At 59.1% G+C, this 19,948-nt stretch carries 11 protein-coding genes; 3 read left to right on the forward strand and 8 right to left on the reverse strand.

The features are described 5' to 3' along the window. Positions 1–664 precede the first annotated feature (664 nt). The 4 genes from egtD to VGK48_11550 form a co-directional block, all read right to left on the reverse strand. Entirely contained in the window at positions 665–1,636 is a 972-nt protein-coding gene (gene egtD, locus VGK48_11535) for an L-histidine N(alpha)-methyltransferase (protein HEY2381800.1), read from the reverse strand. Then, positions 1,621–2,901, reverse strand: a complete 1,281-nt coding sequence (locus VGK48_11540; protein HEY2381801.1) for an SUMF1/EgtB/PvdO family nonheme iron enzyme — start codon at positions 2,899–2,901, stop codon at positions 1,621–1,623. Before VGK48_11540 ends, egtD begins: the two co-directional genes overlap by 16 nt. 39 nt (positions 2,902–2,940) lie before the next feature. Then, positions 2,941–4,404: a S8 family serine peptidase gene (locus tag VGK48_11545; protein HEY2381802.1), complete on the reverse strand. Its 1,464-nt coding sequence runs from the start codon at positions 4,402–4,404 to the stop codon at positions 2,941–2,943. Positions 4,405–4,478: 74 nt separating this feature from the next. Further along, positions 4,479–5,429: a helix-turn-helix domain-containing protein gene (locus VGK48_11550; GenBank protein HEY2381803.1), complete on the reverse strand. Its 951-nt coding sequence runs from the start codon at positions 5,427–5,429 to the stop codon at positions 4,479–4,481. A 507-nt stretch (positions 5,430–5,936) separates the two neighbouring features. On the opposite strand from VGK48_11550, the gene VGK48_11555 reads away from it, so the two are divergent. From VGK48_11555 to VGK48_11565, 3 genes are all read left to right on the forward strand, one after another. Then, positions 5,937–7,331, forward strand: a complete 1,395-nt coding sequence (locus tag VGK48_11555; GenBank protein HEY2381804.1) for a di-heme oxidoredictase family protein — start codon at positions 5,937–5,939, stop codon at positions 7,329–7,331. Further along, positions 7,328–8,989 carry an alpha-amylase family protein gene (locus VGK48_11560; GenBank protein ID HEY2381805.1) on the forward strand — a complete coding sequence of 554 codons (1,662 nt, stop codon included), beginning with the start codon at positions 7,328–7,330 and terminating at the stop codon, positions 8,987–8,989. The genes VGK48_11555 and VGK48_11560 overlap by 4 nt, the downstream gene beginning before the upstream one ends. A gap of 259 nt (positions 8,990–9,248) precedes the next feature. Further along, positions 9,249–11,339, forward strand: a complete 2,091-nt coding sequence (locus tag VGK48_11565; protein ID HEY2381806.1) for a DPP IV N-terminal domain-containing protein — start codon at positions 9,249–9,251, stop codon at positions 11,337–11,339. A gap of 933 nt (positions 11,340–12,272) precedes the next feature. Here VGK48_11565 and bamA read toward each other — a convergent pair. Genes bamA through VGK48_11585 form a run of 4 tightly spaced genes read right to left on the reverse strand, consistent with a single transcriptional unit; the run spans position 12,273 to position 19,427 of the window. Beyond that, positions 12,273–14,912, reverse strand: a complete 2,640-nt coding sequence (gene bamA / locus VGK48_11570) for an outer membrane protein assembly factor BamA (GenBank protein HEY2381807.1) — start codon at positions 14,910–14,912, stop codon at positions 12,273–12,275. A 15-nt stretch (positions 14,913–14,927) separates the two neighbouring features. Further along, entirely contained in the window at positions 14,928–15,695 is a 768-nt protein-coding gene (locus VGK48_11575) for a hypothetical protein (GenBank protein ID HEY2381808.1), read from the reverse strand. Between the two features lie 45 nt (positions 15,696–15,740). After that, complete coding sequence (locus VGK48_11580) at positions 15,741–18,797, reverse strand: hypothetical protein (GenBank protein ID HEY2381809.1); 3,057 nt, start codon at positions 18,795–18,797, stop codon at positions 15,741–15,743. Between the two features lie 3 nt (positions 18,798–18,800). Next, positions 18,801–19,427, reverse strand: coding sequence for a hypothetical protein (locus VGK48_11585; protein ID HEY2381810.1), 627 nt, complete (start codon positions 19,425–19,427; stop codon positions 18,801–18,803). Between the last annotated feature and the right edge of the window lie 521 nt (positions 19,428–19,948).

Here is a 19,948-nt window from a genome sequence, read left to right on the forward strand (position 1 = left end):
CGTCGCACGGCTTGCAGGTCGTGTCCATGCGGTTGACGTTGAAGCGGGCCGAGTCTTGCGCGCCAAGCGTCAGAGAGAGGCAGAGCAGGCACAGGATGCCGATCAGCAGTTTGGAGCAGGTCATAATCAGCTGATGGTAGCACGTGGAAGAAAAAGGAGCGCTTCGCGGTCATTTCAATCAGGTGCGCCCTGGTGGGCGGGCCTTTTATTAAACTGCTTGACCGAAGAGGCAAGTTACAAGAACGGGGTGGCCTCATTCCCCTCCGTTTTCAAGGAGGGGTGCCCGAGGCATCAAACCGTTAGAAGCCGAGGGCGGGCGCGAAGAACGAGCCCGATAGGGCGAAGCAATAATAGCGGTTAGTAACGAACCGCACAGCGCTCCTTATAACTCTCCGCCTGAGTCAGGCGGGCAGTTTGATGGAATTTACCAACCGCCCCGTCTGCGCCGCTAAGGATCGGGACCATTTTATTAGTGGCGCAGCCACCCCGCCTTGGAAAGGCGGGGAATGGTGCCGCAGCGCTCCTTCTAACCCCGCCGCATTCAAGCAACACTCTTCAAACCTACAGTTTAGTAAAAGGTTGCGCGCAGCAGCGCGCCACCTTATTGAAATGCCCGCGCAGCACCATGCTCAGGTCTCAAACCATCCCGGCGCGCGCTCCTCTTCTACACCGCCCGCAGCAGTGTCTGCGCAAACGGCCATTCGGCGTCAATCCACTGCACTTCGGTCCGGAACCCCGCCTTTTCCGCCATCTTCCCGATCTGTTCCGGCCGGAACTTGTAGCTGCTCTCCGTCCAGATCGTCTCGTCCTTTTTCAGCGAAATCGTGAAGTCCTTGATCGACGCGATCTGATCCACCTTCGCCCTCAGATGCATCTCAATCCGCTGTTCGCTTTCGTTGTATCTCGCCTCGTGCGCAAAGCCCCGGAGACTGAACGTGCCCGCCAGTTCACGGTTGATCCTGCTCAGCAGATTGAAATTGAACGCCGCCGTCAGCCCGATCTCATCGTCATATGCCTGCAGCATCTGCTCGTGCGGCTTGACCAGATCGGCGCTCAGCAGAAAGGCGTCATCCTCATGCAGGCTTTGCCGGACCGACTTCAGGAACTTATCCGCCACGGCGGGCTCGAAATTTCCGATTGAGCTTCCCAGAAACAACACCAGAATCCGGGCGCCCGGAATCCGCATCTGCGAGGCCGCGGTGAGCCCTTCGATGTACGAATGCTCAATCGGCACGACATTCAAATTCTCCAGATGATCCAGATCCCGCTCACACCGCGTCAGCGCGGCTGCCGACACATCGATCGGACAATACGTCAACGCATGGTTCTTCACGAAATGCGGCAGAACCTCCAGCGCTTTCTCACCCGACCCCGAACCCAGCTCCACCACCACCGAGACATTCTCCACACGCGACGGCAGCTCCGCCGCGTGCATCCGCAGCAGCCGCATGTCGGCTCGCGTCAGACCGTATTCCGGTAGAAGGGTGATGGCCTCGAACAGCGCGGTGCCAAGATCATCGTAAAAGTATTTCGAGTACAGCTCCTTCTGCGGAGCCTTGCTCAATCCGGCGCGCACATCCGATTCGAATTCGGTCAGCTCAATGGGATGACCGGGAAGACTTACTGCTCGACGCATCTGAAGCTCGCATAGATATTGGGATAGTAGGGTTGAAACCAGTTCCGGAACGACGATCGAACCAGCGCCGCGGACGTACGGGGCGACGCTCCCTTCAGGACGAAATGCTTCCCGTCAAAAAAATCCGTCGAATATCCGGGATAAAATGAAAACGGCTCGAAACCTTCAAACGGCGCAAACGGCGTGCTCGTCCACTCCCAGCCGTTGCCGACAAGATCGAAGACGCCGAACGCGCTCGGCCGGAAGCTTCCCACATCCATCGGCGTCCAGGATCGAAGGTCGAAGTTGCCGTCATAAAGCACCTGCCCGCGGCCACCGCCAGGCGAGCCGAAGGCCGCGCGATGATACTGGGCCTCGGTCGGAAGCGACTTGTGTTTCCAGCGCGCATACGCCGACGCTTCGGCGTGGCTGACATAGACGGGCCAGGCGGGCGGCAGCGGAAGCTCCGCGAACATCGTCCGGTAGAACCACGCGTCATTCCGCCGGATCCAGAATTTCGGATGAGACGTGCCGGATTGCTGCAACCAGTCCCAGGCCCCGGCAGTCCACAACGCAGCGTCTTCGTATCCGCCCGCCTGAACAAACTCGAGAAATTCGGCGTTCGTCACGTTATAAATGTCCATCGAGAATTCGGCTACGTGCAGCGAGTGCGACTGAAATTCGTTATCCCACCCGAAGCCGGAGCCGTCCTTCAAACCGAGAGTCGTTTCACCTTCGGGAATTGTTGCGCTGCGGGCCTGCCCTATCCCGTTGCCGGTTCCGGCGGGCGTTGGCAGCGCCGCGGCGCCTGCGCGCTTGGTATCGAAATCGAGCCAGTGCAGCATGTAAGCAAGAGTCTCCGCGTGCATGAGGCGATGCTCGATCGCAACGTGTACGATCCGGGCATACGACGGCTCGGTGATATCCGCGCGTTCCACAAGATCATCAACGCCGGCACGGATCTTGTCGCGATAGGAAAAGATCTCTTCGAGCGCCGGCCAATCCGCAGGCTTGTCATCCGGCAGCCTGCCGTTCACCGGATCGATACCAAACGCAAACAACCGGTCGAACCCTGGATTGAACGAAGGCTTGCCAAAGGTCCACACGCCGACCATGTTCCAGTCGAACGCTTCCAGATGTCCGATGTAGAAAATCACCCGATGCCGCTCCGCGATCGGCCGCATGTGCAAAGCATCCGGCGACAGCATCCGGAAAAGCGAGTCGGTTTGTGCCCGCGCGGAAGCGAGTCCCTCTCGAAGTATTTGGCGCGACTGGTTGGATCTCACTCGAGTTTGAGCATAGCATTCCGGGAACGGGTGAAACAATCAGCGCAACAATCCGCGCCCTTCAAGCGGGCCGCCCAAACCTAGCGCTTTCGCCGACTGCAATAGCAGTTGCGCGATGGCATCGGAGCGCGCGGAATCGCGCGGCATGCGAAGAATGCGTTTGTTTTCCGCAAGCAGGCGGGCGGCGGCGCCGGTCACCGCAGGGCAGGCCATGGACGTTCCATCCATTACAGCGTATGTATCGCCGGGGAAGGTCGAGATGACGCCGACGCCTGGCGCGGTCAATGCGATCGCGTCTCCGATATTCGAGAAAGCCGCAACAAAATACCGGGAATCGGAAACGGCATATGGCGCCATTTGATCTCCGGCCTGCGGCGTATCGGATGGATATGTCCCCTTGCGGCCGAGCGCGGACACCGCAATCGATAAAGGATCCGAGGCCGGAAACGTCACCGGCTTCCGGCCGTCGTTCCCCGCCGATACGATCACCAGGCTGCCGGCCGCGCGCGCATCCGCGATCGCCGACTTCGTCGCCTCATCCAGCGCTTCCCCACCCAGGCTCAGGTTGATCAGGTCGCATTGATCCTGCACGGCCGCATCGATCGCCTTCGCAATCGCATAGCTGCCGGCAGCGCTCGATCCTTTGGCATAGACGCGATAACTTCGAAGTTGCACGGCCGGCGCCATCCCCCTCATCCCGTGAGGCGCTGTACCATGGCCGGCGATGATGCCGGCGACGTGCGTGCCGTGACCCTGTCCGTTGTCTCCGAACTCCTCGGGACGTTCGCCGGGAACCGTATTCCTGCCACCCGCGATCGTCAGGTCGCGATGATGCGCCACTCCCGTATCCACCACACCGACCGTTACTCCTGCACCGGCAGCAAGCGGAGCTTCGCCATAAATGAATTTCAATTCGTCCGTGAACGACAGATCGATCGCCTGCAATTGAAATGTTGCGCCGGACTTGAGCTTGATGTCCCGCCACATGCCGCTCCAGTGGGCGGAGTCGGCATAAATGAAGAGCCGCTCGACTTTCTTTTTTGTCTTGCCGAGCGACAGCGTCGCGTGGCCTTTGGCGCCGGTGACAGCCTGGTCCCCGGTTTTCGCCGCGTAATCCGTGAACGCCACGACGCTGACTCCCGCGATCGGTCCGCCGCCGGACGAGGACTCCACGCGAATGCGGATCGAGGCGCCCGATTTGCCTTTGTGTTTCTTCTTGTCTGGCGTTACCGAATGCCGCGGCGCGACAGCAGGATGAAAATAGGCCATCGGCACAATCCGCAGTCCGGGATGAGCGGCCCGCAACTCCGATGCCCGGTCGGGATGCATCTCGACCAGCTTGGCCCCGTCGTCGTGAACCGAATCGACCACGCGCACGCCCGGCCGTTGGTGCAGAGTGCGGAGAGCATCGCCGACGGTGGGGCTCGAGTGCGGCGGCCGCGCTTTCAATCCGCGCGTGGGCAGCACAATAAAACGTGTTAGTTTCTTGCTTGTCTTTGCCACGGCTGGAAAGGGTACAGTAATACCGGGCACGATACCAAGGCCGGCATGGGGTTCTTCGATATGTCAACGACGCATCACCCCACAGGGCTTCGTTCATTCCACGGCGCGACGCTTTGCTCGTATTCCATCGGATCGCCGTAGCCTTCGGTCTTCACTCCCAGCTGCCGCAGCGCATCCAGCGCCATCAGCCTTCGATGCGCATTGAACGTCATGATGTGCGCAAAGACTCCGCCGAAGGTGAAGGTCTCCGCCGGCTCGCACAGAGCGTCGACAAAGGTGTCATCCCAGCCGCTCCTGGCGCCGACCCGCTTGAAGATCCCGTGCAGTTCCTCATCCGTCCTCTCGAGCCGCTCGCGCATCGCCTGAGGCGACCGCAGTTCCGGCGGAGTGCCGTTGATGTGCGGCATGTCATGGCCGGCCAGCGCGGCGGCCCAGACTTCTTTCGTGAATATGATGTTTTCGAGCAGTTGCCGCAGTGTCCTGTTCGACTCCCGCCAGGGCAGCAGTTCGACGATGGCCGGAAGCGGACGATCGAGTTGTTCATCGTTCAAAGCACCGGCATACTCCAGCAGCTTGTGTGTGTGCCACGAATCGTTTCCTGCAAAACGATCGAAGAGATCCATTCTTGTTGCTCCTTTCGAATGAGACGCAAAACCAGCAAAGTGAATTTCATTTGGCGCGGGCAGATGAATGTGATTCACCCGCATCCGTCGAAACAGGCTCGGCGAGGTGCGAAACGCCTTCCGGAACGCGCGGGTGAAGGCCTCGAGTGAGCCGTAGTTGGCGTCGATGGCTATTTCGGTGACCGATTTCGCCGAATGCGCCAGCTCGAACGCCGCCCGTTCCAGCAGCAGCCGGCGGCGCATCGCGGCGGGTGTTTCCTCGATGATGGCGCGGAAGACGCGGTGGAACTGCGTGCGGCTTTGATAGACGAGCCGGGCCATCTCTTCGGTCGTCTGGCCATCGTCGAGGGAATCCCGGACGACGCCGGAAAGACGGATCCGCATGTCCCGTTTGCTCATCATGCGGAGGGATGATAACCCAGCGGGCGGGGTGGCGCCTGATATTGCGTACCGGAATGGGGGGCATGAGATGGGGGCTTAAGACGGGGCCATGGGATGAGACTGTGAGACGGGACCATGAGGCGGGATCATTCCCCGCCTTTCCAAGGCGGGGTGGCTGCGCCACGAATTAGATGGTCCCATTCCTTAGCGGCGCAGACGGGGCGGTTACTAAATTCCATCAACAAATAAGGTGCGCTTCGCGGTTCGTTACTAACCACCCCGCCCTCGGCTTCTAACGATTTGATACCTCGGGCGCCCCTCCTTGAAAACGGAGGGGAATGGCCCCGTCTCATGCCCCCTATCTTCATACCCCATCTTAGCCGTCTAATGCCCCTGTCTCCTCTAAATTTAAGCCAGTCTCCTCAGCCCGTGCCACCTCGCTGAGATGCCCGCGCGCTTCCTTCCCCGCTTTGGCCCCCATTTTGCCTGTTCCCTCTTGTCGCGGCTCGAGCCGCAGCAATATCGAACATGAAGCGGCATTCGGAGACTCTTCTATTCACCTTAGGTTCCATTCTCGTTGCAGGCGGCGTCCTTTTCGCCCGGCAACTCGGTGACGTGCCCGCCATCCCGGTCCATATGAATGAGGTGGACATCGAAAGCGGGCGCATCCCGTTCGACCAGGTGGTGAGATACGGCGAAACGCTCTTCACCGCGGTCTTCAACAAGCTCGACGGGGCGGGCCGGCCGGGCACGACGGCCGATATGAAGCCGCGGGCGCCACAGCCCGGAATGCTCCGGACCACGGGTCCGGACTCTCATTCCTGCGCTTCGTGTCACAACCGTCCGCAGATCGGCGGGGGCGGCGACTTCGCCACCAACGTCTTCGTGATGGCCGATTCCACGACGCAGGTCAAGGACTCCATCAGCTCCGAATTCGTCAACGAGCGGATGACCGTCAGCCTGTTCGGCTCCGGCCCGATCGAGATGCTGGCCCGCGAAATGACGCGTGAGCTTCAAGGCACGCGCCTGGTCTCGATCAATCACGCGTATCTCTGTTCGTGCAATGTGCCGGCGCACCTCACCGCGAAAGGCATCGACTTCGGCGACATCATCGCGCACGGTGACGGCGCCGTGGACACCACGGGGGTTCGCGGCGTCAGCGGCGACCTCGTCGTCCGTCCCTTTCATCAGAATGGCGCGGCCGTGTCTCTCCGCCAGTTCACCAACGAGGGAATGAACCAGCATCTCGGACTTCAGTCCCAGGAACTCTTCGGCATCGACACCGATCCCGACGGCGACGGCGTCCGCAACGAACTGACCATCGGCGACATCACCGCGATCGCTCTATTTCAGGCGCAGCTCGGCACTCCCGGCCGCCGTTTCTCCGACGATCCTGTCCGCCGCAAAGGCGCCGAGGACGGCGAAGGGCTGTTCAACAAAATCGGCTGCACCTCATGCCACATCCCCGAAATGAAGCTGAAGGGCCGGATGTTCACCGAAGCCAATCCGTTCAACCCCGAATGGAAGCTGCTGACGACGGTCGCCAAGCCCGTCGGCTTCGACATGACGACCACCGGCCAGCCGCCGCGGCTCGAGCCGACGCCGGACGGCGGCGCCGTCGTGCGCGCATATACCGATCTCAAACGCCACTATCTCTGCGACGACAGCGACCGCTTCTTCTGCAATGAAAAGGTCGCCGACTCCGGCGTCCAGCCCGGCTGGTTCGTGACGCGCAAACTCTGGGATATCGGGAGCTCCGCCGCCTTCGGCCATCGCGGCGATCTTTCAACCATCACCGAGGCGATCGAGCATCATGCCGGCGAAGCCCGCGAATCGCGCGACAACTATGTGAAGCTTTCGCAATACCAACGAGGAGCGATCGTCGAGTTCCTCAAAACCATGCAGGTGCTGCCCGCGAAGTGATCGACGATCTGTGGTACAAAAACGCCGTCATCTATAATCTGAACGTCGGTACCTTCATGGACTCGAACGGCGACGGCGACGGCGACTTCGAAGGCCTGTCGCGCCGGCTCGATTATCTTTCCGGCCTCGGCGTCACCTGCATCTGGCTTCAGCCGTTTCAACCGTCTCCCCACCTCGACAGCGGCTACGACATCTCGGACTACTACGGCGTCGATCCGCGCTTCGGCTCCTCCGGCGACTTCGTCGACTTCGCAAACCAGGCCAAGCAGCGGGGCATCCGGCTTATCGTCGATCTGGTCGTGAACCACACGTCGAACCAGCACCGCTGGTTCAAAGCCGCGCGCGCCGACAGGAATTCGCGCTACCGGGACTGGTACACCTGGTCCAAATCCAGGCCTCGAGACTACAGGCGCGGCATGGTCTTTCCCGGCGTCCAGAAAGAAACCTGGAGTTTCGACAAGGTTGCGAAGGAATGGTATTACCATCGGTTTTTCGACTTCCAGCCGGACCTGAATACGGAGAACCCCCAAGTCCGGACCGAAATCCAGCGCATCATGGGCTACTGGCTCGAGCTGGGAGTCTCCGGATTCCGCGTTGATGCCGTTCCCTTCGTCATCGAGTCTTCGGAGCCGCGCCGAACGCGCAGAAAACGCACCATGCACTACGAGTATCTGAGCGACTTCCGCGATTTCCTGCAGTGGCGGGAAGGCGACGGCATCCTCCTCGGCGAAGCGAACATCATGCCCAAGCTCGACATGAACTTCTTCGGCGAGCGCGACGACCGCATGCACATGATGTTCAACTTCTTCGTGAACCAGCATGTCTTCTACGCTCTCGCTTCGGCTGACGTGAAGCCGCTCGAGGCCGCCCTCGAAGCCACCAGCAAAATCCCCGAGTATGCCCAGTGGGCATCGTTTCTGCGAAACCACGACGAACTCGACCTCGGCCGCCTGACGAAAGAACAGCGCGAAACCGTGTACGAAAAATTCGCGCCGGATAAAGACATGCGGCTCTACGGCCGCGGCATCCGCCGCCGGATCGCGCCGATGCTCGGGAATCGTCCGCAATGGGAGATGGCGTACAGCCTGATGTTTTCGCTGCCCGGAACTCCGGTGCTGCGTTACGGCGACGAGATCGGAATGGGCGACGACCTCAGCCTCCCGCAACGCAACGCCGTCCGCACCCCGATGCAATGGTCCGGCGAACCGCAGGCCGGCTTCTCCACGGCAAAAAAAACAGTCGCGCCGGTCATCGGCAAGGGGCCTTACAGCTACGAAAGGATCAACGTCGAATCGCAGCGCCTCGACATCAATTCGATGTTGAACTGGATCGAGCGCATGATCCGGCTGCGGAAAGAGTGTCCGGAATTCGGCTGGGGCACCTACAGAATCCTCAAGACCGGGCATCCGAGCGTACTCGGAATCCATTACGAGTGGCGCAACAACTCCCTCGTCACCCTGCATAATTTCCATGAAAAACCGTGCAGCATCTCCCTCGAAATCGGCGGCGGGGAGGGCGCCGTCCTCTCCAATCTGCTTGCCGGAGAACCAAGCCACGCTATGCCTAACGGAAAGCACAAGATCGTGTTGGAAGGCTTTGGCTATCGCTGGTATCGGGTTGGCGGACTCGGCCACCTCCTCAAGCGCGAGAAGTTCTGAAGCTTTGGCAAAAGAACTGCACATATTTTATTCAGAAGAGACGAGATGAGCAGCTACAAGGCTTTACCCGGTAGGACATCCATCAAGTTGTTAGAAGGAAAGAAGGCACAATGAGTGTCATTGAAGAGATTGTCATGAATTTGGCAGTCCTGGTGATTTCCGGGGCTTCCGCCGTCGCCCTCGGCCACCTTTTTCTTAGCGTTGTAGTGAAAGACCGTCGGCCTACGTAGTGCGATAATCCCCTGGAAAGGGGGTTGTCGTGCTTTTACTGGTCCTCGCACTGCTCGTCCAGGTCCCGGCACCGCCGCCGGTCGACTACGCCCGAGCCGAACGATTCCTCGGCTATAACACCAATGCCCTGGTTCTTCACTCCGGGGTCCGGCCCACCTGGTTGCCCGACGATCGATTCTGGTATCGCACCAACAGCGAAAACGGCAACACGACCGTTCTCATCGATCCGGTCAAAGGAAGCCGATCCAGCTACAATCCGCCGGGGCCGTCCAGATCCGGGGCCGCGCCGCCGAACAGCGTGGTTTCGCCCGACGGCAAACGGGCGGTCTTCATTCGCGATTACAACCTCTGGGTGCGCGGCGTGAGCAGCGGCAAGGAAACGCAGCTGACGAAGGACGGCATCCAGGACTTCGGCTATGCGACCGACAATGCCGGGTGGATCCGCGGCGACGATCCCGTCGTGTTATGGTCGCCGGATTCGAAACGCATCGCGACCTTTCAGCACGACGGCCGCGGCGTCGGCGAAATGTATCTGGCGGACACCCGCGTCGGCCATCCGCACCTCGAGGCCTGGAAGTATCCCCTGCCCGGAGACGAGAAAATTTTCGAGATCCAGCGCGTCATCATCGATGTGGACGCCGCCCGCGTCATCCGGCTGCGGATGCCTCCGGATCCGCATCGCTCGTCGCTCTGCGATCACGTGAAATGCGCGGACACTTTCGCCGACGTCGAGTGGAGCGGCGATAGCCTGCAGCTTGCCTTCATCTCCTCCTCGCGCGATCACAAACACGCGTGGTTCCGCGTGGCCGATGCCGCGAACGGAAAGGTCCGGGATGTCTTCGAGGAAACCGCGAAGACCTATTTCGAAGGCGGTGACGACCGGCCGAACTGGCGGTTCCTTCCCGCCTCGAATGAATTCATCTGGTTCTCGGAACGCGACAACTGGGGCCAGCTGTATCTCTACGACCTGACCACGGGCAAGCTGAAGAACCAGATCACGACCGGCGAAGGCGATGTCGTCGAAACGCTGCGCGTGGATGAAAAGAACCGGCAGGTGTATTTCCTCGGCGCGGGGAAAGAGAAAGGACGCGATCCCTATTTCCAGCATCTCTATCGCGCGGGACTCGATGGGAAAAACCTGACGCTCCTGACGCCCGAAGACGCAACGCACGATGTATCCCTCTCGCCGTCGGGGAAGTTCTTTGTGGACAGTTACTCGAAGCCGGATGTGCCGGGCGTCACCGTCCTGCGGGACATGTCGACGGGCGCGCTGCTTCAGACGCTCGAGAAGACGGATATCTCGCGGCTGACCGCCACGGGCTGGAAGCCGGTGACGCCGTTCAGCGTCAAAGCCCGGGACGGTGTGACGGATCTTTACGGATTGATGTACAGGCCGACCGCCTTCGATCCGGCGAGGAAGTATCCGATTATCGATCACATCTATCCCGGACCGACGCCGGGCAGCGTGGGAACGCGCCGCTTCGTGGCCTCGCGGGGAGATGCTCAGGCGCTCGCTGAGCTCGGGTTCATCGTCATCGAACTCGACGGGATGGGAACGCCGATGCGCTCGAAATCGTTTCATGACGCCTACTACGGGAATATGGGAGACAACACGCTCCCCGACCAGGTCAGCGGAATCCAGCAACTCGCGCGCCGGTATTCCTGGATTGATCTCGATCGCGTGGGAATCTGGGGACACTCCGGCGGAGGATACGCCGCGGCCGATGCGATGTTCCGCTATCCGGACTTCTTCAAGGTGGGGATTTCAGAGGCCGGAAACCACGACAACCGGGACTACGAGGACGACTGGGCGGAGAAATGGCAAGGCCTTCTGAAAGGGAATAACTACGACAACCAGGCCAATGAGCTGGTCGCAAAGAATCTGAAGGGAAAACTGCTGCTGGTCCACGGAACGACGGATTCGAATGTCCCGCCGTATAACACCCTGCTGGTGGTCGATGCGCTGATCCGCGCGAACAAAGACTTCGACCTGCTGATGCTGCCGAACCGGAATCACGGGTTTGGCAATGAGTCGTACATGATCCGGAAGCGCTGGGATTACTTTGTGAAGAACCTGCTGGGGGCAGAGCCGCCGAAGGAGTATGAGCTGCGGCGGTAGGGGGGAGAGAGAAAAAGGAGCGCGCGCGAGGTGCCGGTGAGAACTGAGTATGATGCTGCGCGAGCATCTAAAAGGTGGCTTCGCGGCGTTTTACTAAACTGGAGACCGGAAGAGTCCCGCCAGATGCGGGGGGAAGGAGCGCGCTGCGCGCGGGCATCTTTTGAGTAGGGAGACGTCCCCCATTCCCCGCCTTTCCAAGGCGGGGTGGCTGCGCCACTAACAAAACGGTCCCGATCCTTAACGGCGCAGACGGGGCGGTTGGTAAATTCCATCAACTCCCCGCCTGAGCGGTCAGGCCAAGGGGCCTTGTTTCAGGTAAGGAGAATTGCAATTCGCAACTTATTGATATGATTAGGTCGCGATTTTGATCTCCCTAGGAGCCTGTCGGGAATAAGCTTTGTCGAACGAAGAATCAATAGCTTACGAGTTAGGTTGCGTCTGTAAGTTATTGAAAGTTCGTTCAGGAAGTCTTATTCCCGACAGGCTCCTTAGGAGTTAGGCGGGGTTGGGCGTCGAGGTGGCTTCGCCCCATTGAACAGACCGCCCCGCCCTGAGCATTCTACCGATTGGAGCGCTTCGCGGTTCGTTACTAACCGCCCCGTCTGTACCGCTAAGGATCGGGACCATTTTATTAATGGCGCAGCCACCCCGCCTTGGAAAGGCGGGGAATGGGGCCGTCTCCCGTTGTGCCGGACTCTTCCGGCCGGCAGTTTAGTAAAAGGTCGCGCAGCCACCTTATAGATGCCCGCGCGGCACGATTCTACCGTTTTCGCTCGAACCTGGCGCGCGCTCCTTTTTAACCCCGCCGCATTCAAGCCGGACTCTTCAAGCCTCCAGTTTAGTAAAAGGATGCGCGCAGCAGCGCGCGACCTTATTGAAATGCCCGCGCAGCGACAAGCTCCGGCCTCAAACCCACCCGGCGCGCGTTCCTTATTAGAACGTCCGTCCCACCGTGAACTTGAAGTTATGCGCCGGCTGGTGAATCGCGAACGGAATCCCCGTCACCGGCCCCGTGAACGTACCGTCGATGCGGAACGGATTCAACGCGTAGTCGATGCGGAACGGCGCGTTCAGCACCGGCATGATGACCTGGAACTCCAGCCCCGTACTCATCCGCAAGCCCGAGTTGGTGCCCGGCAGGAATTGTGCCGGCAGCACCTGGGTTTCGCCGGGAACGGTGATGATGCGCGTCAGTTCTTCCGGCTTCGTGACCCACGCATTTCCCATGTCCATGAACGGCACCATGGAGACGGTCTGCCCGACGAGCGGAATGCGATATTCGAAGTTGAACACCGCCTGGGTATCGCCGCCGACGTACACGATGTCGTCGAATGGCTGGACTGACGTCTGGCCTGTCAGGGGATTGGTCACCGGCAGCGCCCGGGTGATGAACGAAATCGGGCTCAACGTCCGGAAGTCGAACCCGCGGATATCGAAATCGCCGCCCGCGAAGAACCGTTCATAGAACGGAACACTCAGGTTGGTGAAACTCTGAATGTAGGAGGTCATGGCGCGCATCGCGAAGGTGTTCCGGCCGTGATTCATCGGGTGGTAGTACCGGAAGTCGCCCGACGGCCGATAGAAATTGATCGTCCCGCCGAGGAACCCGCCGGTAAATTCGAAGGTCAGCGTGAAGCTCTTGCCGGACTTCGGATTGTACGGATTGTTCACCGTGCTGTATGTATAGCTGGGCAGCACGCGCCGCGCTTCAAAATTCGTGAATGAGCTTCCGGTCAGAAAGTTCTGATTCTGCGACTGTACGGCCGAGAAGTAGGCCTGGGTTGCCGGGTTGACGCCGGTCGTCGAAGAATTGTCCAGCACGTACGAGATCCCGATCCGCTGAAACACGCGCATCGGATAGCCGGTTGAAATACTGAACCCGGTGTGCTTCTGCTCGAAGTTCAGGCTGTTCTCGAGACCCAATCCCTGCGGCAGGCTGGCGCCGCTCGCGCCGAACAACTGCTTGGCCTGATCGTAACGATAGCTCGTGTTATAGAGCGACATGCCCAGCGTGATCGGCCGATCGTAGAGATACGGCTCGGTGAAATTCAACTGATACTGCGACTGCCGGGTTCCGCCCTGCAGGACCAGCGCCAGGCTTTCACCAAGGCCGAGGAAATTGTTGGTCGTGTAGTTCAAGCCCAGGAAACTTCCGCCGATCGCGCTGACGCCGCCGCTGAACCCGATCGAGTTCCGGCTTTTCTCTTTCACCTTGAGATTGATATCGATCGTGTTGTCCGTGGTGCTCGGCTTGATCTCCGCGTCCTCCTGCTTGATCTCTTCGAAATAGCCCAGCTGATTCAAGCGCAGCAGGCTGAAATCCCAGCTCTGCGAATTGAAGATCTGCCCTTCGTCGACCAGAACCTCGCGCCGGATCACCTTGTCGCGCGTGGTGGTGTTGCCGCTGAACGCGATGCGGTTGACGGTAAACTGCCGGTCTTCGTCGACGTTGATCGTCAGGTTGACGAGTTTCTTCTCTTCGTCGAGGTCCTGCAGCGGCACTGCGGTGAAGTTGACGTAACCACGCTGGCCGTACAGCTTCTTCAGGTTATCGAAACCTTTCTTGACCGCGGATTCGTTATACACCTGCCCCGGAACCAGGCCGAGGATGAGCCGGATGATCGCCTCATTGAATTCCTTGTTGCCGGTCACCTTCACGTCGCCGATCTTGTACTGATCGTTCTCTTCGATTTTCAGCGTGATGTAATACCGGTTGACCTTCTTCTTCCACCAGGGCAGCGGTATGCCGTAGGGGAATGGCGGCTTGATCAGCGGAAGCGTGCGGTGGACTACTTTCGGCTTCACATCGACTATGGGATCCAGGACGTTCACGCGGATATAACCGCGATCGGCATAGAAGATCTTGATGCGTGTCACGTCGTCCAGCAGCTTCAGGTCGTAGTAAGTATCCTTGCTTGTGAAGACCGTGATCGGGCCCGTTTCCTTCTCCAGCTTCATCGCGCTTTTGAGCTGGCGGGAGGTATAGACGTGGTTCCCTTCGATCGCGATCTTCTGAATCTTGATGGCCGGGCCTTCGTTGATCTTGAACGTCAGCTTGATCGAATTCGGCGGGATGTCTTCGACGGTGGTATCGACTTTTGCGTCCTGGTGGCCCTTTTCCGCGAGCATGCCCTTGATCACGCTTTCGACCTGTTTGATCTTGCCGGCATCGTACGGCGTTTCCTGGCCGACGCTGATCTTCTTATCTTTCAGCTTGTCGAGAATGTCGGACCGGGTGATCGAGTCGGCGCCGATGAAATCGACGCTGCGGATCATGGGCTTTTCCTTGACGGTGAAGATGACGATGACGCCGCCCTGGCGCCCGTCTTCGACATCGACGCGGATGTCGTCAAAGTAATTCTGCGCGTAGAGTTCTTTCACGTCGCGCCGGACGAGATCCATGTTCAACGGGGCGCCCTGCCGCGTGCGGATGTGAAACTTGATGGTATCCGACACCACCCGCCGGTTACCGCGAACCTCGACGGTTTCGACGTTGCGTCCTTCGAACGACTGCAAGGCCTGAACCGTCATCGCGGATAAGAGGATGGCCAGAAGCGCTGATGCAACCTTCATTTCGAGCCTCCGAAACTAAAAAGGCAGCGGCGTACTTCGAACAAGCGGCTGAACCGTTGAAAATATCGATCCCGTAAATTGAAGACCGACGGCGTAGCTCTGACCGCCCGGCACTCCGACAATCTCGATGGTCCCGAAAAAATTCGCCGGCAGCTTCAGTTCCTGGTCCACGAACTTCGATACCTGTGAAAAGTCCTGGACCGTATCGTTAAGGTTGAACGCGACCACCTGGTTGAACTGGTCGCGAGCGATAACCTCGAACTGCTTGCCTTGGACCGCCGAATCATTCACCAGGGAAAAACCCATTCGAGTCCCATCCCGCGTGTCGATCTGAAATTGAAACGAATTGCCCATCGTCGCCGGGAAAATCGTCGATTCCCCAATTTTATTATTGTTGGGATCGAAATAGGCAAACTGCAATTGAGTCTGAACGGTGTTCGGGCAGGATAGTTTCGCGTAGCCGGTTTTCTGCGCCTGCGTGCCGCTGGTGTGCAGTATTTCCGTGGGACGGTTCAAATGCTGCTGGATAACCGACTGCGTCAGCGGGCTGAACCCGGCATCCAGCACGTCCGTCTCATACAGGAATCCGTCCAGACCCGTGACTTGAGCGCCGGTATTGCGCTGCTGGAGGGTGCAGTTCAAACCCGTCGTATTATCCGTGCTTGCAATCTTCATTATGGACTTGAAAGCGAACCCGCCCGTAATTCCATCCACCATCAGCGGGAAGACATAAACATTCGCCGGGGGGGGCGACTGCGCGCTGCCGGGCAGCGCGCAAGTCAAGATCAGTAAAACTACAACGAACCAACGCAAATACATGTAACGCCCCTAGTTGACCTTCTCCAGAATGATGCCGTTCTGCAGAGAGTCATTGGCGCCGGTATTCGAGTTGTCCGTTCCGTTGTCCCCGTCCGGAGGAGTGCCGATGACCGTTATCGTCGAAGCGGCGACAGCCGGCACATTCAGAGTTACAGGCGCCGACAATCCGCCGCCCGGCTGAGGGTTCGCAATTGAAATCGGATAGTTCCCGGCGCAGCGGATCGGAATGTTCGCGATGACCTGCTCCGCGCTGTTCCGCTGCGTCGACAGTGCCTGGCGCAAACCGAGGTTATCGCACGGCGAACTGAACCACGCCACCGCGTTCGGCGAGAAGTTCGTTCCCGTGACGACGACCGGCTGAATGAAGAAGTCGTTCGGCGGACTGTTTGTATTGAATGTCGCGCCGCCGCCATTCACCGACGAAATCACCGCTATCGGATTGTTGACGGAAATCGCTGCGGCATTCGAAGCCGCCAGGCTCGGCGCCGGATTCTGCACGGTAATCTGCAAAATCCCCGGCACCGCCGCGACGTTCGCCGGAATCAAGGCCGTCAGCTGCGAGGTCGAGACGTAATTTGTCTGAATCGGAGCGCCATTCACCAGGACCTGGGCATAGAGCAACGGGTTGTTCGGAGCCTGACTGAAGTTCGAGCCTTTGACGGTCACCATCACCGGCTGCGCGGTCAACTCCAGGTTGGCGGTGATCGCATTCGGGGTAATCGAACTGATCACAGGTATCGGGAAAAAAAGCGACAAGTTGAACGGCGGCGCGGAGTCCACGGTGTTCGGATTCTGCACCGTGATCGGCACGTTCCCCGGAATCGTCAGGTCGCTCGGGAATATCGTGCCGATCACCTGGTTCTGGTTCACGAACGTGGTCGGACGGTTCACGAAATTCACGCGGACAACGGTCGCCGGCGTGAATCCGGATCCGCTCACGGTGACCTGGAACGGGTTGGCCACCTGGCCCGCAATCAACGGACTCGGCACACCTGTCACGTTTGTGAGCGTCGGAGCCGTGGTACCGATAATGAACGGCACCGGCGCCGAATCGACAAAGTCTCCCGACGGACCGAGGTTGCGGACCACGACCTGCACCGTTCCGGTCGTTACCAGCAATGACGGAGGCACGCTGGCCGTCAGGAACGTCGGACTCGAAACCGTTGTCGGCACCTGGGAACTGTCGAAGACGAACGCGGTTCCGGTGGTGAACTTGTTGATGTTGTTCACGAAGATGTTGCCCGCAAAGGTGCTCGGTTCGATGAAGTTCGTACCCTGCACTGCGACCGGCAGCGGTGTCGCACTGCCCGTGGTCGCGGAAACCACCTGCGCCGACGCCGGAGTCACGGTCTGAATTCCGGCAGGCAGCAGGCCGATACCGAAATCGTTGCCGCGGCTGTTGGCATTCGTGATCACAATCGTGGTGCCGGCCGGAGTCGCCGAGAAGCCGACAGGCAAGGCCGAGAGGTTATAGCGTCCCGGCGGCAGATCGCGGAAATAATACGTGCCGGCCAGATCGGTAGCAGTTGTCGTGGTGACAGGCCCGCTCAGCGAAAGCGCGACGTTCGGAACGCCGATGTTCGATCCGTTGATACCGGTGCTCAAATCGCGAACCGTTCCCGTGATCAGGAAACTGGCCTGCGGCGCCGGCGTAAACTTCGGCGAAGCGAAAACCGGCACCCGCGTTGCGAGCGCCGAATTGTCCGATCGGCCATCCAGTCCGACCACCGTAATGGGCTGATCGGAATTCATCAGAAGGTAACCGTTGCCCACGGCCTCCGGCATGAGGTTGGCCAGAGTCGTAATAGTGCCTTTCCCTTTCGGAACCGTGACCGGGATCGTCGACAGCGTGTCGCCGGAATCCAGGACAAAAGACATGGTGACATGTGCGTCGTTCGCGGTGGCGTTCGCCAGACTGAGACCGGTAAAGAACGAACGGTCGGTGCCCCGGATCTGAAACGCAAACGTCGTCTGGGCCGGCTGCGGAAGTATCACGGCGAGACTGGGCTCCGCCAGGTTCCCCATGGCGACGGCCATGGTGATCTGCGCCGGGTGACCTTCGGTGGGATTGCCCAGAAACAACGTTCCTTGCGATACCGCTGTAATCGTACCCGTGGACAACGTCGTATTCGTAGAGCCAAACATCTGCGCCATTTCCTGGCGGACGATTCCATAAGGCGGCACCACGATCGAGGCCGGGTTACTCGTACCCGGGAACGGCGTGCCGTCCGTCTGCGTCGCCGTCACCAGAATCGTATTTGTCGTATTGGAAAGATTCTCGACCTGAACCAGAGTGAAGTAATCGGGGCCCTGGGTGAAGAATGGAACCTGAGTCTTCGTGTCGGTGGGTGGGAGGACGGACGGAACAATCGCGATGTCGCTTCTCGGAACTGCTCCTGTTACCGCCGCCGAAGGGTTGAACGACCGGATGGTCGCCGAAGCCGCCACCGGGCTGATCGGACGAAGGATATTCGCCGTCGTCACGAAAACATACGAAGCGCTGGTTCCCGATGCGAGCGGGATCGTGGTGCTGTGCAGCGGATCCAGGGTCGCCGTGCGCGTCGTGGTATGCACGCCGTTGGACTGCACCAGGGCGACTTTCACTTCCGCCTGATTCGGCCCCGGATTGAAAATGTTCACGTCGACGGAAGCCACTTCCGCGCCGGTGAACGGAATCATCAGCGTCGAGCCGAGCGCCGAGGGATACATGAAGTCGAAAGCCGTCGAGCCCTCGAACTGATCCGCCGAAACGGCGAGCTGAACGGGCGCCGTGATGACAACGGTTCCCGTAAAGGTCGTCAGCGAAACCGAAGCGGGATTCACGCGGGTCTGCGTGCCGGGACCCAGATCCACGGACAGCGAGTTCAAAAGGCCCGTGGTGGAAAAGAAATTGATCGTGACGGTCGTCGCGGTGGGGTTAAGGTTTCCGATCGTAATATTGTTGTTGGTCGTGATCCCCGGGAAGATGTAAGAACTGCCCTGCGCATAGCCCGTCGCCATGCTGAGGCCCATCAAAACCAACGCGAATAAAATAATCCGAAGACGTTTGCAGATAAGTTTCGTCATGTGTTACTTCCCTAGATAAAAAATCACACCCGCCGACGCACGGAAACTGTGAATGATGCCGCCAACTGGTAGAACGGTTGCACTGGTTGTCGCCGAAGATTCCGGCAATCCAAAGGTCGGCACTTTCGAGAACATGGCGCCGGCATCCGCGCGGAACCCGATGGATTTCGTGATGGGATGTTTGACGCCTCCGCCGGCCATGCCGAATCCTCGCGAGGTTTCAAAGAAGGTATCGAAGTTTCCTTCGAGAGGGTCCTTCGCCGAGGCCTGGCCGCCCGTGCTGGGACGGAAAATCATCGCGCCTCCACCGAGCGACACGAACGGACGCCATGTCGATTTCGCGCTCGTCAGGTAATACAGGCCGTTGATTCCAATGGTGTGAACCTGCAGAGGCACGCCGAAAGTCCGACTCGCAACATTCGCGCCGGACGTCGCGAACGTGACGCCGCCATACTGGTAGCCGTACAGGAACTCACCACCCAGATGCCGTTGAGTATAAAAGTTGATATGGGCTTCGTACATCTTGCCGTTGCTCAACGTCATCTTGCCGTTGATCGGCGTGGCAGTCTGCGGCTGGCCGATCGTAAAGGACTTATTGGAGAAGTCCGTATAGCCTATGGATAAACTCAATTCCGCGCTCCGTATGCTCAGCCCCTGGGCGAAAACGGATCCCACGGAGGCTAAAGCGCACAACCCTGCAAACATCAAATAGCGTTTCATCAAGAAGAAACCTCTCGTCAAGTTCGGACTCGTTCTCCCCATAACGACAGGGAAACGGTAGGTAAACGCACAACGTTATCGATACCAAACGGTTTTGTAAAGAGGAGATGAGGCAACGACAAAAACCAAACCTTCAATACGCGTCGTAAAATCAAACTTCCATTCGACGCAGATTGTCTCCACAGGTTACCAAAAATTGTAAAGGGTTCGTTATGGTTGTCAAGAAGGAGCGCGATGGGGGTACGGGAAAGAACTGAACACGCTGCTGCGCGGAGGTTTTAATAAGGAGCGCGCGGGAGGTTCGGGTAAAGACGAAAGATGGTGCTGCGCGAGCATCTATAAGGTGGCTGCGCGACCTTTTACTAAACTGGAGACCGGACTAGTCCGGCCAGATGCGAGGGGGGCAAGGAGCGCGCTGCGCGCGGACATCT

This window comes from Terriglobia bacterium (assembly GCA_036496425.1).
GTDB lineage: Bacteria > Acidobacteriota > Terriglobia > 20CM-2-55-15 > 20CM-2-55-15 > 20CM-2-55-15.